This is a genomic window from Chryseobacterium barbadense (assembly GCF_042849955.1).
GTDB lineage: Bacteria > Bacteroidota > Bacteroidia > Flavobacteriales > Weeksellaceae > Chryseobacterium.
In genome coordinates this window covers 1-14,840 of sequence record NZ_BAAFHL010000017.1, presented here as the reverse complement: position 1 = coordinate 14,840, position 14,840 = coordinate 1, and the positions used below count along the sequence as shown (strand labels likewise).

The following is a 14,840-nucleotide window of genomic DNA, read 5'->3' as shown; positions in this document are numbered from 1 at the left end:
TATCGAGAACTTTGTTCAGACATCACTTCTCGATACGATTTTTTTCAAAAATCTACTCGAAGTGACGGAGGATTGTTTATAAAACTCTTATCCTGAACTTATTAATCAAATTATTTCGCTCCGAATACCTTCTGTAAAAGGGAAGTGGTTCTTAACGCAGGGTTATTACGGATTCCACTCTCTTTTTCTGCGATCATTTTGAAAACGCCATTGATGGTTTCCGTCGTTACATATTCATTAAGATCGGTCGTTACAGATTGCCCCGTTAATACATTATATTTTGAAATCAAGTTTTTCCATACCGTATCAGCACCTGCTTTTCCTAATGATGCCTTTACTTTAGGCTGGAAAGCAGTAAATAACTGGCTTTGGGTTTTGGTCTGTAAATAACTCGTTGCGGCATTATTCGATCCTAATAAGATGTTTTTCGCATCTGTGATGGTCATTGAAGTAATGGCATTGGCAAAAATAGGAGCAGATCCCGTTACCGCATCTTCAGCCGCTCTGTTCAGTAACTTTACCCCTTGATCTGCAAGGCTTCCTAATCCAACTGCACGAAGTTTTGTGTCTATTACTCTTAACTTCTCGGGCATCAAGATTTTCACCATTTCATTTTTATAAAAACCATCGGTGGTGGCCAATTTTTTTACTCCCTCAGTCACTCCAAGATTTAAAGCCTCTTTTAATCCTGATGAAATTTGAGTAGAAGAAAGGCTTCCAAGACTGACAGAAGTATTATTGGTTGTTGTAGTGGAAGTTGATGTAGATGTTGTAGAATTGGTTGTTTTTACCGGAGTATTAAGATCAATACCTGTTTTCTGTTTAACAGTAGATTTGATAGCATCTAAGATTTGTGCGTGAGTAGAAATTGAAAATAACAAAAAGGAAACTAAAACAAAATTTTTTTTCATTGTACTATTTTTGCAAAATTAGATATTTTGTTATTGAATAAGTTAAAATTGATGAAGAAATTTTTTTAGAAAATAAGTATATTCGCCTAAATCTTAATCTAATAAAATGCAGCGTTTTTTTCTGACCATTCTAATTCTGACTTCCCATATGTTTTTTGCTCAATCTACACTCAATCTGATTCCCAGACCACAAAAAGTTGAAATGGTAAAAGGAGAATTTACCATTCCGGAAACACTCCTATTAAGTGGAGATCTTCCGAAGGCAGAAACAGACTATTTCAAAAAAAGATTAAACGCTCAGCTAAAATTCCAGTATGCTCAAAAAGAGGGAATTCATTTGAAGAATTCCATCATTCCAGGCTTACCAAAGGGTGACGGGCAGAAAAAAGAATATTATTCCTTAGAAATTTCACCCAAGCAGATTCACATAAAATCTTATACCCGGCAAGGATATTTTCTGGCACTTCAGACCTTGATTCAGTTGTTTGAAGAACACAAAACAGATAAAAAAATACCTGCATTAAAAATCGAAGATCAGCCAAAGTTTGTATGGCGGGGAATGCATCTGGATGTTTGCCGACACTTTTTCACTGTTGATGAAGTAAAACAATACATCGATTATCTGGCGATGTACAAAATGAACACCTTTCACTGGCATCTTACAGACGATCAGGGTTGGAGAATTGAGATCAAAAAATACCCGAAGCTGACACAGGTGGGTTCTAAAAGAAAAGAATCCATGGTCGGTGCTTATGTAGATAATCAATTTGACGGAAAACCTTATGGTCCGTATTTCTATACCCAGGAACAAATCAAAGATGTAGTGAAATATGCCCAGGAAAGACATATCACTGTGGTTCCGGAAATTGAAATGCCGGGACATGCGTTGGCGGCACTTACAGCGTACCCTGAACTGGCCTGTACAAAAGGGCCTTTTGAACCGGCAACGAAATGGGGTGTTTTTGATGATGTTTTCTGTCCGAAAGACGAAACTTTTACCTTTTTACAAAATGTTTTAGATGAGGTCATTCAGCTGTTCCCGTCACAGTATATTCACATTGGCGGTGATGAATGCCCGAAAACAAGATGGAAAGAATGCGCCCATTGCCAGGAATTGATTAAAAAGAATAATCTGAAGGATGAACATGGGTTACAAAGCTATTTCATCCAGAGAATTGAAAAATACGTTAACAGTAAAGGCAGAAAAATTATCGGCTGGGATGAGATCTTAGAAGGCGGATTGGCTCCAAATGCAGCTGTAATGAGCTGGACTGGTATTAAAGGCGGAATTGAAGCCGCTAAAGCCAAACACTTTGCCGTAATGACCCCCGGATCTTATTGCTACTTCGATCATTACCAAGGTGACCCCCAAACCGAGCCTAATGCTTTTGGAGGTTATACACCACTGGATAAAGTATATTCTTATAACCCGATTCCGGAGGAACTCAATGCAGAACAGGCAAAATATATTTTGGGGGTTCAGGCGAATTTATGGACAGAGTATATTACAGACTTTAAGCAGGTACAATATATGATTTTCCCAAGATTGATGGCTCTTTCTGAAGTCGCATGGGGAACTTCGGATCCAAAAAATTATAAAGAGTTCGAGAACAGGGTGATCAACCAGTTCAAAATGCTGGATAAAATGAAAGTTAATTATGCCAAAAGCATTTATAATGTTTCCGGAAAAGTAATTCCAGGTAATAATGGAATTGCCTATGAACTTTCCACCTCACAGGATCCAAAAGGAATACGATATACGCTGGATGGAACAGAACCGACAGCCAATTCCTCAGTGTACCAAAATCCAGTTTCGGTTTCAAAATCATTAATGATCAAATCAGCTTATTTTGAAGACGGGCAATTGAAAAGCGCTGTTTCTTCACAGGAATTTTCCATCTCAAAAGCTACAGGGAAAAATATCACTTTAGAACAACAGCCAAGCGAAAACTATTCTTTTGGAGGCGCTTTTACTCTGGTTGACGGAATTATCGGAAATCAAAAACAGTTAGGAAAAACCTGGTTAGGTTTCCAAGGGAAAGATGTAGTGGCTACCATTGATTTTGGACAAAAAACAACCTTTACCGAAGTATATTTTAACACCCTGGAAAATAAAGGAAGCTGGATTCATCTGGCAAAATCTGCACAGATTTTTGTTTCCGATGATAATAAGAATTTCAAAATGATCAAAGAAATCGGAAAAGAAGACATTCAGAAGACAAAAGGAAAAATCAGGTTGAGCGTTGGAAATCAGAATACAAAATATATCAAGATCAGAATAGAAAATGCCGGAATTATCCCGGCTGGAAATCCCGGAGCTGATTCCAAGGCATGGCTCTTTGTAGATGAAATTGGAGTAAATTGATAAGACAATAAGTTAAAAGACTGTAGATTTCTACAGTCTTTTTTACAATAATCATAACGACATAAAGTTTTCTGCCCCTAAAGCCATATAAAGATTAATACGCTCTATCCTGTCCTGTAATTCCAGATTGATCAGGTTCATTTCATTTCGAAGAAGATCCCGCTGCTTCCGGATCAGGATAAAGCTGTTACTGGTTCCTACCTGTATCTGTTTCCTGGTCAGCTCAATATTATTCTTCAATTCATCTATGGCGCTACGGTTATACATAAGTTGCTTTTTCACGGAATGCAGGTTGGCTAAAGATGACTCTACTTCATTCAATGCATTCAGGACTGTTTTTGAATATTCTTCAACCACCTGTTTCTGCTGAGAATTCTTTATCTCTACATTTTTTTTAAGCTTCCCGCCATTGAATAATGGGGAGACCAATCCGGTACCCACTTTTAACAGCGGATTGGAAAATAAAGAGTTGATAGGTGCCACATTGCTGCCCGCTGTTCCGAAAGAAGTACTAATGCTGAGAGAAGGAAGCCTTGCCGCATGGGCTTCTTGTACCTCGTAAAAAGCTTTTTCTATTCTGAAATGATCGGCCTGTATATCTGATCTGTTTTCCAAAAGCTGCAAGGGGAAAGATTCAGGAATATCATTTTTTATGGAGTTAAAAAACGTTTGTGTGGCCAATTTTCCCTCCGGATATTTTCCGGTTAATAGTTCAAGGGTCCTTCTGGACTGGGCATTTGCGTTTTTAACCTTTTCCAGGTATCCTTCCAGGGATATGATTTCTGCGGAGATATTAGACAGGTCCAATGCGTTGGCTGTCCCTACTTTTTTCTGTATAAGGTATAATTTTTCCAGGTCTTTTGATTTCCGGATATAGCTTTCAATTTTATCTTCCTGGATATTTCCTGCAATATTCAGAAAATACGTTTTGGCAATCATGGCAGCGATGGATTTATGCAGCAGGATATTTTGATGTCTGGCAGAAAAATAATCACTTGTACCGGCCATTTGTGAAGCCTTATTTTTACCCCATATATCCAGTTCCCAATTGGCTTTCAACCCCAGGCTTCTGATCTGGCTTCCGCTAACCAGATTATTGGATGTATTGGCAACGGCATTCACACTTGGGTAAAGGTTGCTTCCTGCCATTTCCATGGCCAATTCAACCTGGTTGAGCTTTTCTTTGGCAATAATGATATCCGCATTATGAAGCATACCTTCATTGATCAGTGTTTGTAACTGCGGGTCTTTAAGATCATTGATCCACTCATAGGAAAATGAACCGGATTTCACATTTCTGTCAAAGATCCAGTCATCAGGAATTTCGACACCTGCAGCGATTTCACTTTTTTCCTTTAAGGAGCTTATATTTTCCTTAGTGGCTTCTTTGTACCCTATACAAGAGCTCAGTCCTATCGAAAGGGTTCCCAGTATAATTATTTTTTTATACATTCTAATGAAGTTTAGGAATCAGGAAGTTGATTTTACTGTTTATACGCACCATTACTTTTCGGATGAGATGTAATGGCTTGATATGATCGGAATAGATTACTGATGTTCCTCTTGCTCCAACAGTAAGTTGCTTTTGATTATCTTCTAATACAAATTTGGCAATAAGTTTCCCGTCTGTCTCTGGCAGCATTCTGGCGGTATCCGGAAGACCGGCGGTGGAAGCTCCTCCCAGCATACCTCCTGCGTTGTTCATGATACCCTGACTGGTAGCGTCAATAACATATTCGAGTCTGGCCTTAACTACCTTTCCAGGCTCTGTTTTAAGGGCTAGCTCAACTTCATCTCCCTTGTTTACTGCTTCAAGCTCGTTCTGGGCAAAAAAGCCTACCACTGATTGCTGTTTTTGAATCAATACAAACGCAGACTTAAAAGGAGCCATAATAGCACCTTCATTGAGCTGTACATTGGGAATAATACCATCCGTAGGCGCTAAAACAACAGTTTGAGAAAGGTCCCATTTTGCCTGATCCAATTTTGCCTGGATCTCGGAAACAGATGAGTTCTCCCCGTTATAGGTCGCATTATATTTTGTTTCCAGCGACTGCTGCTGTGATTGTGCCGCACCAATACGTGACTGCAGATCCTGTGCAGTAGCTATAGCCTGTTCCAGGTCAAACTTGTTGGCTGCCCCTGCAGTCACCAATTCCTGATACTGAACCACTCTTTTATTAGCCAGGTTCAGTTGAGACTGTAGCCCTGTAATATTTTTTCTGGAAGCATAAATGTCAGAATTGTAGGATCTTACTGTAGCTCTCATATTGCTTAACTTAGCCTCCAAAGATTTAATTTCCTGTACATAAGACTCCCTGTCCAGCACAAATAATGTATCCCCTTTTTTCACCTCCTGGTTGGTGCGTACATATACCTTTTTTACTTTTCCCAGAACCTGAGTGGTTATATCCACACTTCTGTTTCCTACTTTAACATCGGAGGTAATAGGACAATAATAATTAAGGCTTAATATTAATGCGATAGATCCGAAAATAGGCAGAGAGTAGACAATTACCTGTGTGGTAAATGTCCAGGGAATAAGTTTTAATTTTTTGATGAGCAGCCAGCATATCCCGGCATATATTGCAACAAGTAATTCCAGCATATTTATTGATTTTCTGTTTTAATTTCTTCTTCCGTAATATTTGTGTTTATATCTTCTTTTTCTTCTTCTTCTTTCTCTTTGGGATCATCGTAATTATAGTTAGCCCATATCAGTGCTACAGGCCATAAAAGCCCTCCAAAGATTAAAGAAAGCAGGCACATACTTTTGATCGCTTTCAACTGAGGATGATTATTTTTTTCAGCTACCTTTTCCGGATAAATGTGGACTTTCCAGAAAAGATAAATTCCGGCAACCGGTAAAACGAATAAAATCAGCCATGAAGCGGCATCAGCTATGCTGTCTTCAGTACTGCCCGAGGATGCCTGAACAAAATTGCAGGATAATAGCAGACAGAGAAATAAGGTTATTCTTTGCATAAAAATTAATAAAATAATAATGAAACTGTAAGTGTGAATAAAACGGTATCACACCGGGGAAATAATGAATATCCGGAGATTTAGCTCCTATCTTATGAAACTAAAAGGTATTCTTGTAAATATGTAATATATTGAAAATCATATTTTTCCATTTTGTTTTTGTTTATTTGAGCAAGCAAAAATAAAATGAATAAAATGATAAAAAATATTCTTAAGTTATTTTTTTCTGCCGTTCCTTTTTTTATGGATCCGTGCAGTTATACGTGAAAGTGAATTGGGCGTAATCCCCAGGAAATTAGCAATATATTTTCTGCTGGCATTTTGAGTGGTGAAAGGGCGGTTTTTCAGGAAAGTTTCATAACGCGTATGTGGAGAGGTGGAACAGAATTGTTCCGTACGTTCTTTTAGTATGCCGATTATTTGTTTTAAAGATTTCACATACATATTATAAATACCCCTGTACTGAAATGCCGATTCTTCAAATTCAGCTCTGCTAAAAAGAAAAATGCTGGTTTCGATAACAGCTTCAACAGTATATTTTTTTTCATTTTCGGCTGTATAGGATTCTGGGCTTTCCATAATAGCAGATTCTTTTTCTGAAGGTAAAAAAAGATTATACTCAGTCCCGTCTTCATCATCAAAGAAAAATCTCAATAAGCCATTCGAAAGTATAAACAAATGATCAAAAGATTGCCCCGGTTTTATCAGCCTTTCTTTCTTATGAAGAAGTTTGGGAGTACTGATGCTGATCAGAATATTGATTTCTTCATCAGTTAACTCCTGAAAGCAGGGTATATTTTTGAAAATTTTAAACATGTCCATTACGATAGTAAAGATAGATAAAATAATCTGTGAACTTTAGTAAATCATTCCGGAGATTTTACCGAAAATTTTAGATATTTGTCATGCAGTATATAATTTGAGATACAATGAATAATAACCGGAGAAATTTTATCAAAAAACTGGGAATTGTAACAACAGCACTTGCTGTAAATCCGCTGGACGTAATGGGCATGAGTTTGCCTGAATCTGATAAAGTGATTAATAAACCTATCGTACTTTCCACATGGAACTTCGGATTAAAAGCCAATGAGGAAGCATGGACGATTCTGGGCAAAAACGGTAGAGCATTAGATGCTGTTGAAAAAGGGGTACGACTGGTTGAATTGGATCCGAATGAAAGAAGTGTTGGATACGGTGGACGTCCGGATAGAGACGGTAGAGTGACACTGGACGCCTGCATTATGGATGAAAATTATAATATTGGTTCCGTAGCCTGTCTGGAAAATATCAAAAATCCGATTTCAGTAGCAAGAGCCGTTATGGAAAAAACACCACATGTGATGTTGGTGGGAGACGGAGCATTCCAGTTTGCTATTTCTCAAGGCTTTAAAAAAGAAAATCTATTAACCCCTGAGTCCGAAAAAGAGTGGAAAGATTGGTTAAAAACCAGTCAGTATAAACCTGTTGTTAATATTGAAAATCATGATACCATCGGAATGATCGCATTGGATGCACAGGGAAATCTTTCCGGAGCCTGCACCACCAGCGGAATGGCTTTCAAAATGCATGGAAGAGTAGGAGATTCTCCAATCATCGGAGCCGGATTATTCGTTGATAACGAAGTTGGGGCTGCAACAGCAACCGGTCATGGAGAAGAAGTGATCCGAACGGTGGGAACTCATCTTGTAGTAGAATTGATGAGACAGGGAAGAAATCCACAACAAGCCTGTAAAGAAGCGGTGGAAAGAATCGTGAAAATCGCCCGGAGAAGAAATAAAAATTTAAAAGATATTCAGGTAGGATTTATTGCCCTAAATAAAAAAGGGGAATACGGTTCTTACTGTATCCAGGACGGATTCAACTTTGCCGTTCATGATCAGAAAGGAAACAGATTGGAAAAACCTGAATTTGCTTTAAAATAATATCGGTAGCTAAAAAGACTTCTGTGAAGAAAACAATTATTGTTTCTTTATTTTGCATTCTTTCCTGTATGGAAGATAAGAAAGGACCCATACCTCAAATACATCCTCCATCTGTAGATGAAATTTCAGCCAATATGCCCAATGAATCAAAATGCGATTTAATTGCGGAATCCGATGATACTTTTCTGTTTGATATGATTCTTACAGACAAAAAGTATGATGCAAGATACCCAATTACAGTAAGCGTTATAAAAAATCAGAGCTCTTTTCGTATTGAAGATATCTTCCAGGAGGTATCTGTATCTAATTAATTGTAAAAGAAGAAAAAATGTCAAAAATAGAAATAGCATGCTTCAATCCGGAATCTGCAATGATTGCATTTGAAAATGGAGCAGACAGAATAGAATTATGCGACGGACTCAGTGAAGGAGGAACAACTCCCGATTTTGAAATAGCCAGAGCACTCCGTGAAAAAATCAATATCCCCATTTTTGTGATGATCCGCCCCCGTGGTGGTAATTTTACGTATTCAGATACAGAATTTGATCAAATGAAAGAAGAATTGTCTCAGCTAAAAACATTAAACGTTGATGGTTTTGTTTTTGGAATTTTAGATGAAAATGATGGGGTAAATGTAGAGCAAAACAAGATTTTAGTTGAATTGGCAAACCCACTTCCGTGTACATTTCACCGTGCTTTCGACAGAGCAAAAGATTTGGAGAACTCTTTGGAAAAAGTGATTGAATGTGGTTTCAAAACCATCCTAACTTCCGGACAAAAGCCCAATGTTTCCGAGGGTAAAGAAAATCTGAAAAAGCTGGTAGAGCTTTCCAACGGCAGAATTGAAATTTTAGTTGGAGGCGGGCTTCGTTCAACCAATATTGAAGAGATCAGGGATTTTACTAAAGCAGGATATTTCCATTCCTCTGCGATTACAGATGGTGGTGCTTTTGCCAATCCTGACGAAGTCATTGCTTTGAAAAATAAATAAAATAATTTTAACGCAAAGTTTTTTGAGATTCTTGTTTATTTAAGAAAGCAAAGAATAGCGACAAAGTCGCTTAAGAAGCCAGCTTAATCAATCAATTTTAATTGATTATATCTTTGCTAACTTAACTATAAAATATAGCTTTTTTACTCTTTGCGTTAAAAAATATAAACACACAAATGATGACCGAAAATGATCTATCCTATAAAATTATAGGTGCTGCTTTAGAAGTTCACAAAAACCTGGGTGTCGGATTATTGGAAAATGCTTATGAACAGGCTCTTGTATATGAATTAAATAAACTCGGCTTTAATATAAAACAACAAGTGTATCTGCCTTTAAAATATAAGGAAGTGAATATTGATAATGCCTATAAAATTGACTTAATGGTTGAAGATAAAGTTATTATTGAAATAAAATCTGTTTTGGAAATAAATCCTGTTTTTTATTCTCAGGTATTAACTTATCTAAAACTAACGAACATACAACTTGGACTTCTTATTAATTTTAATAACCCTCTTCTTAAAAATGGTATTCACAGAATTGTAAATAAATTGATCGATGAATAAAACAATCCTTCTTGCTTTCCTTTTCATTCAAAATATAGTTTCTGCGCAGCTCACAGAATATGATTTATCTGTAGAAAAATGGCAGTTTAAAAATGCTAAAGACAATAATTGGCTTCCGGCAAAAGTTCCGGGAACCGTTCATCTGGATCTGATAAATAATAAAATAATACCGGATCCTTTTAAAGATGAAAATGAAAAGAAAGTACAATGGGTGGAAAATGAAGACTGGGAGTATCAGACCAGCTTTACAGTTTCTTCAAAGCAGCTGACGGCAGCCCAAAATATCGATTTGGTTTTTAACGGATTGGATACATTTTCAGAGATTTATCTCAATGGAAAATTATTGACGAAGACAGATAATATGTTCAGGAAATGGGTGATTCCCGTTAAAAGACACCTGAAATCAGGGAATAATGTATTACAGGTTAAATTCAAATCTGCTGTCAATGCGGGAAAAGAGTTAGCTGAAAAAGTTCCGTTTACCATGCCGGAATCTCCGAGAAGTTTTGTGAGAAAAGCACAGTATCAGTTCGGGTGGGATTGGGGACCGAGATTAGTTACAGCAGGAATCTGGAAAGACGTGAAGTTGAGTTTTTGGAATACAGCCAGATTGGAAAATGTAAAAGTTGAACAAAAAAAACTGACGAAAGAAAAAGCTGATCTTAGTATTCATACCGAAATTATTACTGAAAAAGAAGGAAAGTACACCGTATTAATTAATAATAAACCCTTTCATTTTCAACTGAAAAAAGGACAGAATATCATTCAGATACCTTTTGCTATAAACAATCCAAAGTTATGGCAGCCGAATGGTTGGGGAAAACAGGAATTGTACCCCATCAAAATTTCTTTGCAAAAAAGCTCAATTCATCTTGCCGATAAAGATTTGAAAATTGGCTTGAGAACAGTAGAATTGATACAGGAAAAAGATGAAAAGGGAAAATCATTCTATTTTAAAGTCAATGGAAACCCTTTATACATCAAAGGAACCAACTGGATTCCGGGAGACAGCTTTTCACCCAGAATGACCAAAGAAAAGTATCAATATCTGATCAGGCAGGCTAAAGATGCCAATATGAACATGATCAGAGTCTGGGGTGGCGGAATTTACGAAGACGATGAATTCTATAAAGCCTGTGACGAAAACGGCATTCTGGTTTGGCAGGATTTTATGTTTGCCGGGAGCTTTTATCCTACAGATGAAGCTTTTTTAAATAATGTAAAGGAAGAAGTAAAAGATCAGGTTAACCGTTTACAAAACCATCCATCAATTGCGTTATGGTGTGGAAATAATGAAGTAGATGAAGCGATCGTCAACTGGGGCTATCAGAAGCAATTCAAATACACAAAAGAAGATTCTTTACAGGTTTGGAAAGATTATAAAAAAGTTTTTCATGAACTGATTCCAACTACTCTAAAAGAGAATGTAACCTCAGAAAAAAATATCTATTGGCCAAGCTCACCTTCCATCGGGTGGGGACATAAGGAAAGTCTGACCGAAGGAGATTCTCATTATTGGGGCGTTTGGTGGGGAGAGCAACCTTTTGAGATCTTCAATGAAAAAGTAGGCCGATTCATGTCTGAATATGGTTTCCAGGGAATGCCAACACTAGAAACTACCAAAGCTATGTTTTCAGGAATTCCGGATCTGAATCTCCAAAATCCGACCATTAAAGCTCACGAAAAGCATTCAAGAGGATGGCAGATTATCGATGAATATATCAAGAGAGATTATCATCTTCCTGCAGATTTTGTAAAATACAATTACGTTTCTCAACTGGTACAGGCAAGAGGAATGCAGATTGCCATTGAAGCTCATCGCCGGGCAAAACCCTATAATATGGGAACTTTGTATTGGCAGCTGAATGATTGTTGGCCGGTAGTTTCTTGGTCTTCAATAGATTATCTTGGAAATTGGAAAGCACTCCATTATCAGGTAAAAAGAAGCTTTGAAAATGTACTGATCGCGGTAAATGAGACCCCTGAGCATTATAAAATTCATTTTATTAATGATGGACCGAAACTAATATCAGGTTATGAAAGTATTGACCTGATTGATTTCAGAGGCAGATCTGTTCATAATAATTACGGAGTAGTGACCATGGAGCCTAATTCCAATAAAGTTGTCTTTACGTTTGATAAAACAGTTTATTCGTCTTTTGAACCCGAAAAACATGCACTGTTGTTAAGATTCAAAGGGGATGATGGAACAAACTATGAAAGCATCCATTACTTTTCCAAACCTAAAGATTTAAAACTATCCAAGCCGAATATCCAAATCAAAAAGATCTCTCCGATTGAAATTGAAATTTCCACAGATGTTCTGGCAAAAGATGTTTACCTGATCGGAGATGTTCATTTCAGTGATAACTTCTTTGATCTGCTTCCTAAATCCTCAAAAAGGATTCAGCTTTCAAAACCTTTGGAAAAAATAGAAGTAATGAGCCTTTGGGATACCATTCAGAAGTAATTGTCATTCAGAGCGGAGCGAAGAATCTAAATTTTCATGCAATATACCTTGTAAAAAAGACCATAACTCAAAATTCAGCAGTAAATTTGCAGCATATTTTTTTCAAATTATGGTCAATTTTGTTCTGATTGCAGTATGTATTCTGGCGGGAATGATTTTCAAGGCAACAAAATCTATCCATCCCGATGCTCATAAAGGCATCAATACCTGGATTCTTTATCTGGCTTTACCGGCAGTTTCCTTTAAATATCTTCCAAAAGTTCACTGGAATATGGAAATGCTTTTTCCTATTGCTGCTACTTTTCTGGTGGCAGTTTTCTGCTTTTTTTTTATGATGTTCTATAGTAAAAGCAAAGGCTACTCAAGAAGATCGAGAAGCACCCTGGAGCTCACAAGCGGATACAGTAATACTTCTTTCATAGGATTTCCTTTGATCAGTGCATTTTATGGGGAAAGCTTATTGAGTATTGCCATCATTTGTGATCAGACCATGTTTTTGGCCCTTTCCACATTAGGAATTATTGCAGCAGTGAAAGGAGGGAGCAAATCCGGAAAAGTAAGTGCCGCGTTTATTCTGAAAAGACTGATCACATTTCCGCCGCTTTTAGGATGTATTGCTGCATTAATATTATCTCAATTCATTGATTTTACGACTGCAGAACCTTTTTTTGATAAGCTTGCTGCCACTGTAAGTCCATTAGCATTATTTTCAGTCGGATTACAATTAAAGTTCAATGGGTGGAAAAAACTGATCCCGCAGATGTCTGCTTCCATGTTATACAAATTAATTGTAGCTCCGGCTATTGTTTTGGGAGCCGCTTTACTCTTCGGAATAAAAGGCAATATTGCCAAAATCACCATTTTTGAAGCGGCAATGCCTACAGTAGTAACGTCAAGCATTATTGCAGAACAATTCCGGCTGAACACCAAACTGACCAATTTAATCATTGGGTTCAGTATTATTGTCGGTTTTCTAACTTCAGCAATTTGGTATAAAGTGCTTGATTTTATATTTTGAAACCTTATAAATCATTTTCTTTTGTCATTCTGACGAAGGAAGAATCTCAAAAAACAAGGTAGGGATTCTTCATTCCATTTTGTTCCATTCAGAATGACAAGGATTGTGTTAATTTTATCCTCAACCTTTACCTTCATCTTATCCTCAACAAAATATTGCAGTTTTCTAAAGAAAAATCTAACTTTACCCTTTAATTATTTCTCTTGCAATACGCCCAGATTGTTTTACCGCTGAATTTGAAAGGATCTTTTACTTATAAAGTTCCCGAAGAATTAATGCCTGCAATTCAGATGGGAATGAGAGTTCTTGTTCCTTTCCGTGGAAAGAAGATTTATACGGGAATTGTGGTTGAAATTCATGATGTTGCCCCCGAAAATTTTGTACCCCGTGAAATCATCAGTATTCTGGATGAGTTTCCGATTTTACCTGAAGCACAGATCAACTTCTGGAACTGGCTTTCAACATATTATTTATGCAATTTGGGAGAAATTTATCGTTTTGCTTTTCCATCCTCTTTGAAGCTGGAAAGTGAAACCTACCTGAAATTAAAGCCCAATGTAACCGTTGATTTCGAGAACCTGGATGTGAACGAAATGTATCTCATTCAGGCACTAGAAATAAGACAGCTTATCAACTTAACGGATATTGAAGCATTTATTCCTAAAAAAGAGATCATTAAAACCATCAATTCACTGATTGATCTTCAATACATTGAAATTGATGAGAAGATCTCTGAAAAGTATAAAGCGAAAGAAATTGCATATGTAAAGATCAACGAAGCGCTTTTAAATAATCAGGAACTTACGGAAATACTTTCCAAACTTAATAAAGCACCTAAACAAAAAGACCTTTTCCTCCATATTTTAGATCAGCAGACGGAAAATCCGGAAGGATTCATCAAAAAATCCGCCTTATTTGAGGATGGATATTTCGGAAATTCCCATTTCAAAGCGTTGGCGGATAAAAATCTGGTGGAAGAATATTATCTTCAAAAGGACCGGTTGGAAAGTTATGAAGGGGAAATTGAAGGCATTGAAGGCCTTTCTGAGTCTCAAAAACAAGCCAATAAAAATATTGACGAAGCTTTTAGCAACAATAAAAATGTATTGCTTCACGGCGTTACATCCTCAGGGAAAACCCATATTTACCTTGAAAAAATTGAAGAATGTGTAAATCAGGGAAACAATGTTCTCTTCTTACTGCCTGAAATTTCATTAACCAAACAAATCACGCAAAGACTGGAAAAAAAATACGGGAAAAAGCTGGGCTTTTATCATCAAAAGCTCACTGATTTTGAACGTGTGGAAGTCTGGAGAAGAATTAAGAACAACGATATTCAGATTTTAATAGGAACAAGAAATTCTTTATTCCTTCCGTTTCAGAATTTAGGGTTGATTGTCGTGGATGAAGAACACGATTCCGCCTATAAGCCAAGAGAAGTTTCCCCTTATTTCAATGCCAAAGATGCGGCATTGGTTTTGGCCGGATTTTATGATGGAAAAGTCATCTTAGGTTCTGCAACACCTTCTGTTGAAAGCTATTACCTGGCTCAGAAAAATAAATTGCAGTATGTTTTCCTTAATGAAAGATTCGGGGAGGTGAAATTACC

13 protein-coding genes are annotated in these 14,840 nt (G+C 37.1%); 8 read left to right on the top strand and 5 right to left on the bottom strand.

The window, feature by feature from the left end; genetic code table 11:
- Positions 1-110: 110 nt before the first annotated feature.
- Complete coding sequence (locus ACGHIN_RS08775; protein ID WP_390452627.1) at positions 111-911, bottom strand: DUF4197 domain-containing protein; 801 nt, start codon at positions 909-911, stop codon at positions 111-113.
- A gap of 106 nt (positions 912-1,017) precedes the next feature.
- Here ACGHIN_RS08775 and ACGHIN_RS08770 point away from each other — a divergent pair, with 106 nt between their 5' ends.
- Complete coding sequence (locus ACGHIN_RS08770) at positions 1,018-3,276, top strand: glycoside hydrolase family 20 protein (protein ID WP_390452626.1); 2,259 nt, start codon at positions 1,018-1,020, stop codon at positions 3,274-3,276.
- Between the two features lie 51 nt (positions 3,277-3,327).
- Here ACGHIN_RS08770 and ACGHIN_RS08765 read toward each other — a convergent pair whose 3' ends face one another.
- From ACGHIN_RS08765 to ACGHIN_RS08750, 4 genes are all read right to left on the bottom strand, one after another.
- Complete coding sequence (locus ACGHIN_RS08765; RefSeq protein ID WP_390452624.1) at positions 3,328-4,728, bottom strand: TolC family protein; 1,401 nt, start codon at positions 4,726-4,728, stop codon at positions 3,328-3,330.
- Between the two features lies 1 nt (position 4,729).
- Positions 4,730-5,884: an HlyD family secretion protein gene (locus ACGHIN_RS08760; protein WP_390452623.1), complete on the bottom strand. Its 1,155-nt coding sequence runs from the start codon at positions 5,882-5,884 to the stop codon at positions 4,730-4,732.
- A 2-nt stretch (positions 5,885-5,886) separates the two neighbouring features.
- Positions 5,887-6,261, bottom strand: a complete 375-nt coding sequence (locus ACGHIN_RS08755) for a DUF3302 domain-containing protein (protein WP_390452622.1) — start codon at positions 6,259-6,261, stop codon at positions 5,887-5,889.
- A 216-nt stretch (positions 6,262-6,477) separates the two neighbouring features.
- The gene (locus tag ACGHIN_RS08750) at positions 6,478-7,077 is read right to left on the bottom strand and encodes a Crp/Fnr family transcriptional regulator (RefSeq protein ID WP_390452621.1); all 600 of its coding nucleotides are present in this window, start codon (positions 7,075-7,077) and stop codon (positions 6,478-6,480) included.
- Positions 7,078-7,190: 113 nt separating this feature from the next.
- Between ACGHIN_RS08750 and ACGHIN_RS08745 the strand changes: the two genes are divergently transcribed.
- The 7 genes from ACGHIN_RS08745 to ACGHIN_RS08715 form a co-directional block, all read left to right on the top strand.
- Positions 7,191-8,186 (top strand): isoaspartyl peptidase/L-asparaginase family protein, encoded by a 996-nt coding sequence (locus ACGHIN_RS08745; protein ID WP_390452619.1) that lies wholly within the window; start codon positions 7,191-7,193, stop codon positions 8,184-8,186.
- A 23-nt stretch (positions 8,187-8,209) separates the two neighbouring features.
- Entirely contained in the window at positions 8,210-8,497 is a 288-nt protein-coding gene (locus ACGHIN_RS08740; protein ID WP_390452617.1) for a hypothetical protein, read from the top strand.
- Positions 8,498-8,514: 17 nt separating this feature from the next.
- The gene (locus ACGHIN_RS08735) at positions 8,515-9,177 is read left to right on the top strand and encodes a copper homeostasis protein CutC (RefSeq protein WP_390452616.1); all 663 of its coding nucleotides are present in this window, start codon (positions 8,515-8,517) and stop codon (positions 9,175-9,177) included.
- A 176-nt stretch (positions 9,178-9,353) separates the two neighbouring features.
- Positions 9,354-9,743 carry a GxxExxY protein gene (locus ACGHIN_RS08730; RefSeq protein ID WP_390452614.1) on the top strand — a complete coding sequence of 130 codons (390 nt, stop codon included), beginning with the start codon at positions 9,354-9,356 and terminating at the stop codon, positions 9,741-9,743.
- Complete coding sequence (locus tag ACGHIN_RS08725; protein WP_390452613.1) at positions 9,736-12,213, top strand: beta-mannosidase; 2,478 nt, start codon at positions 9,736-9,738, stop codon at positions 12,211-12,213. The genes ACGHIN_RS08730 and ACGHIN_RS08725 overlap by 8 nt, the downstream gene beginning before the upstream one ends.
- Before the next feature lie 109 nt (positions 12,214-12,322).
- Entirely contained in the window at positions 12,323-13,231 is a 909-nt protein-coding gene (locus ACGHIN_RS08720) for an AEC family transporter (protein WP_390452611.1), read from the top strand.
- A gap of 203 nt (positions 13,232-13,434) precedes the next feature.
- Positions 13,435-14,840, top strand: a 1,406-nt coding sequence (locus tag ACGHIN_RS08715; protein WP_390452610.1) for a primosomal protein N' family DNA-binding protein, incomplete at its 3' end; no start/stop codon positions are given.

What these genes read in the sequence shown, in the direction of transcription:
- ACGHIN_RS08775 (WP_390452627.1), bottom strand. Translation starts at nt 911, where the DNA reads ATGAAAAAAAATTTTGTTTTAGTTTCCTTTTTGTTATTTTCAATTTCT.
- ACGHIN_RS08770 (WP_390452626.1), top strand. Translation starts at nt 1,018, where the DNA reads ATGCAGCGTTTTTTTCTGACCATTCTAATTCTGACTTCCCATATGTTT.
- ACGHIN_RS08765 (WP_390452624.1), bottom strand. Translation starts at nt 4,728, where the DNA reads ATGTATAAAAAAATAATTATACTGGGAACCCTTTCGATAGGACTGAGC.
- ACGHIN_RS08760 (WP_390452623.1), bottom strand. Translation starts at nt 5,884, where the DNA reads ATGCTGGAATTACTTGTTGCAATATATGCCGGGATATGCTGGCTGCTC.
- ACGHIN_RS08755 (WP_390452622.1), bottom strand. Translation starts at nt 6,261, where the DNA reads ATGCAAAGAATAACCTTATTTCTCTGTCTGCTATTATCCTGCAATTTT.
- ACGHIN_RS08750 (WP_390452621.1), bottom strand. Translation starts at nt 7,077, where the DNA reads ATGTTTAAAATTTTCAAAAATATACCCTGCTTTCAGGAGTTAACTGAT.
- ACGHIN_RS08745 (WP_390452619.1), top strand. Translation starts at nt 7,191, where the DNA reads ATGAATAATAACCGGAGAAATTTTATCAAAAAACTGGGAATTGTAACA.
- ACGHIN_RS08735 (WP_390452616.1), top strand. Translation starts at nt 8,515, where the DNA reads ATGTCAAAAATAGAAATAGCATGCTTCAATCCGGAATCTGCAATGATT.
- ACGHIN_RS08730 (WP_390452614.1), top strand. Translation starts at nt 9,354, where the DNA reads ATGATGACCGAAAATGATCTATCCTATAAAATTATAGGTGCTGCTTTA.
- ACGHIN_RS08725 (WP_390452613.1), top strand. Translation starts at nt 9,736, where the DNA reads ATGAATAAAACAATCCTTCTTGCTTTCCTTTTCATTCAAAATATAGTT.
- ACGHIN_RS08720 (WP_390452611.1), top strand. Translation starts at nt 12,323, where the DNA reads ATGGTCAATTTTGTTCTGATTGCAGTATGTATTCTGGCGGGAATGATT.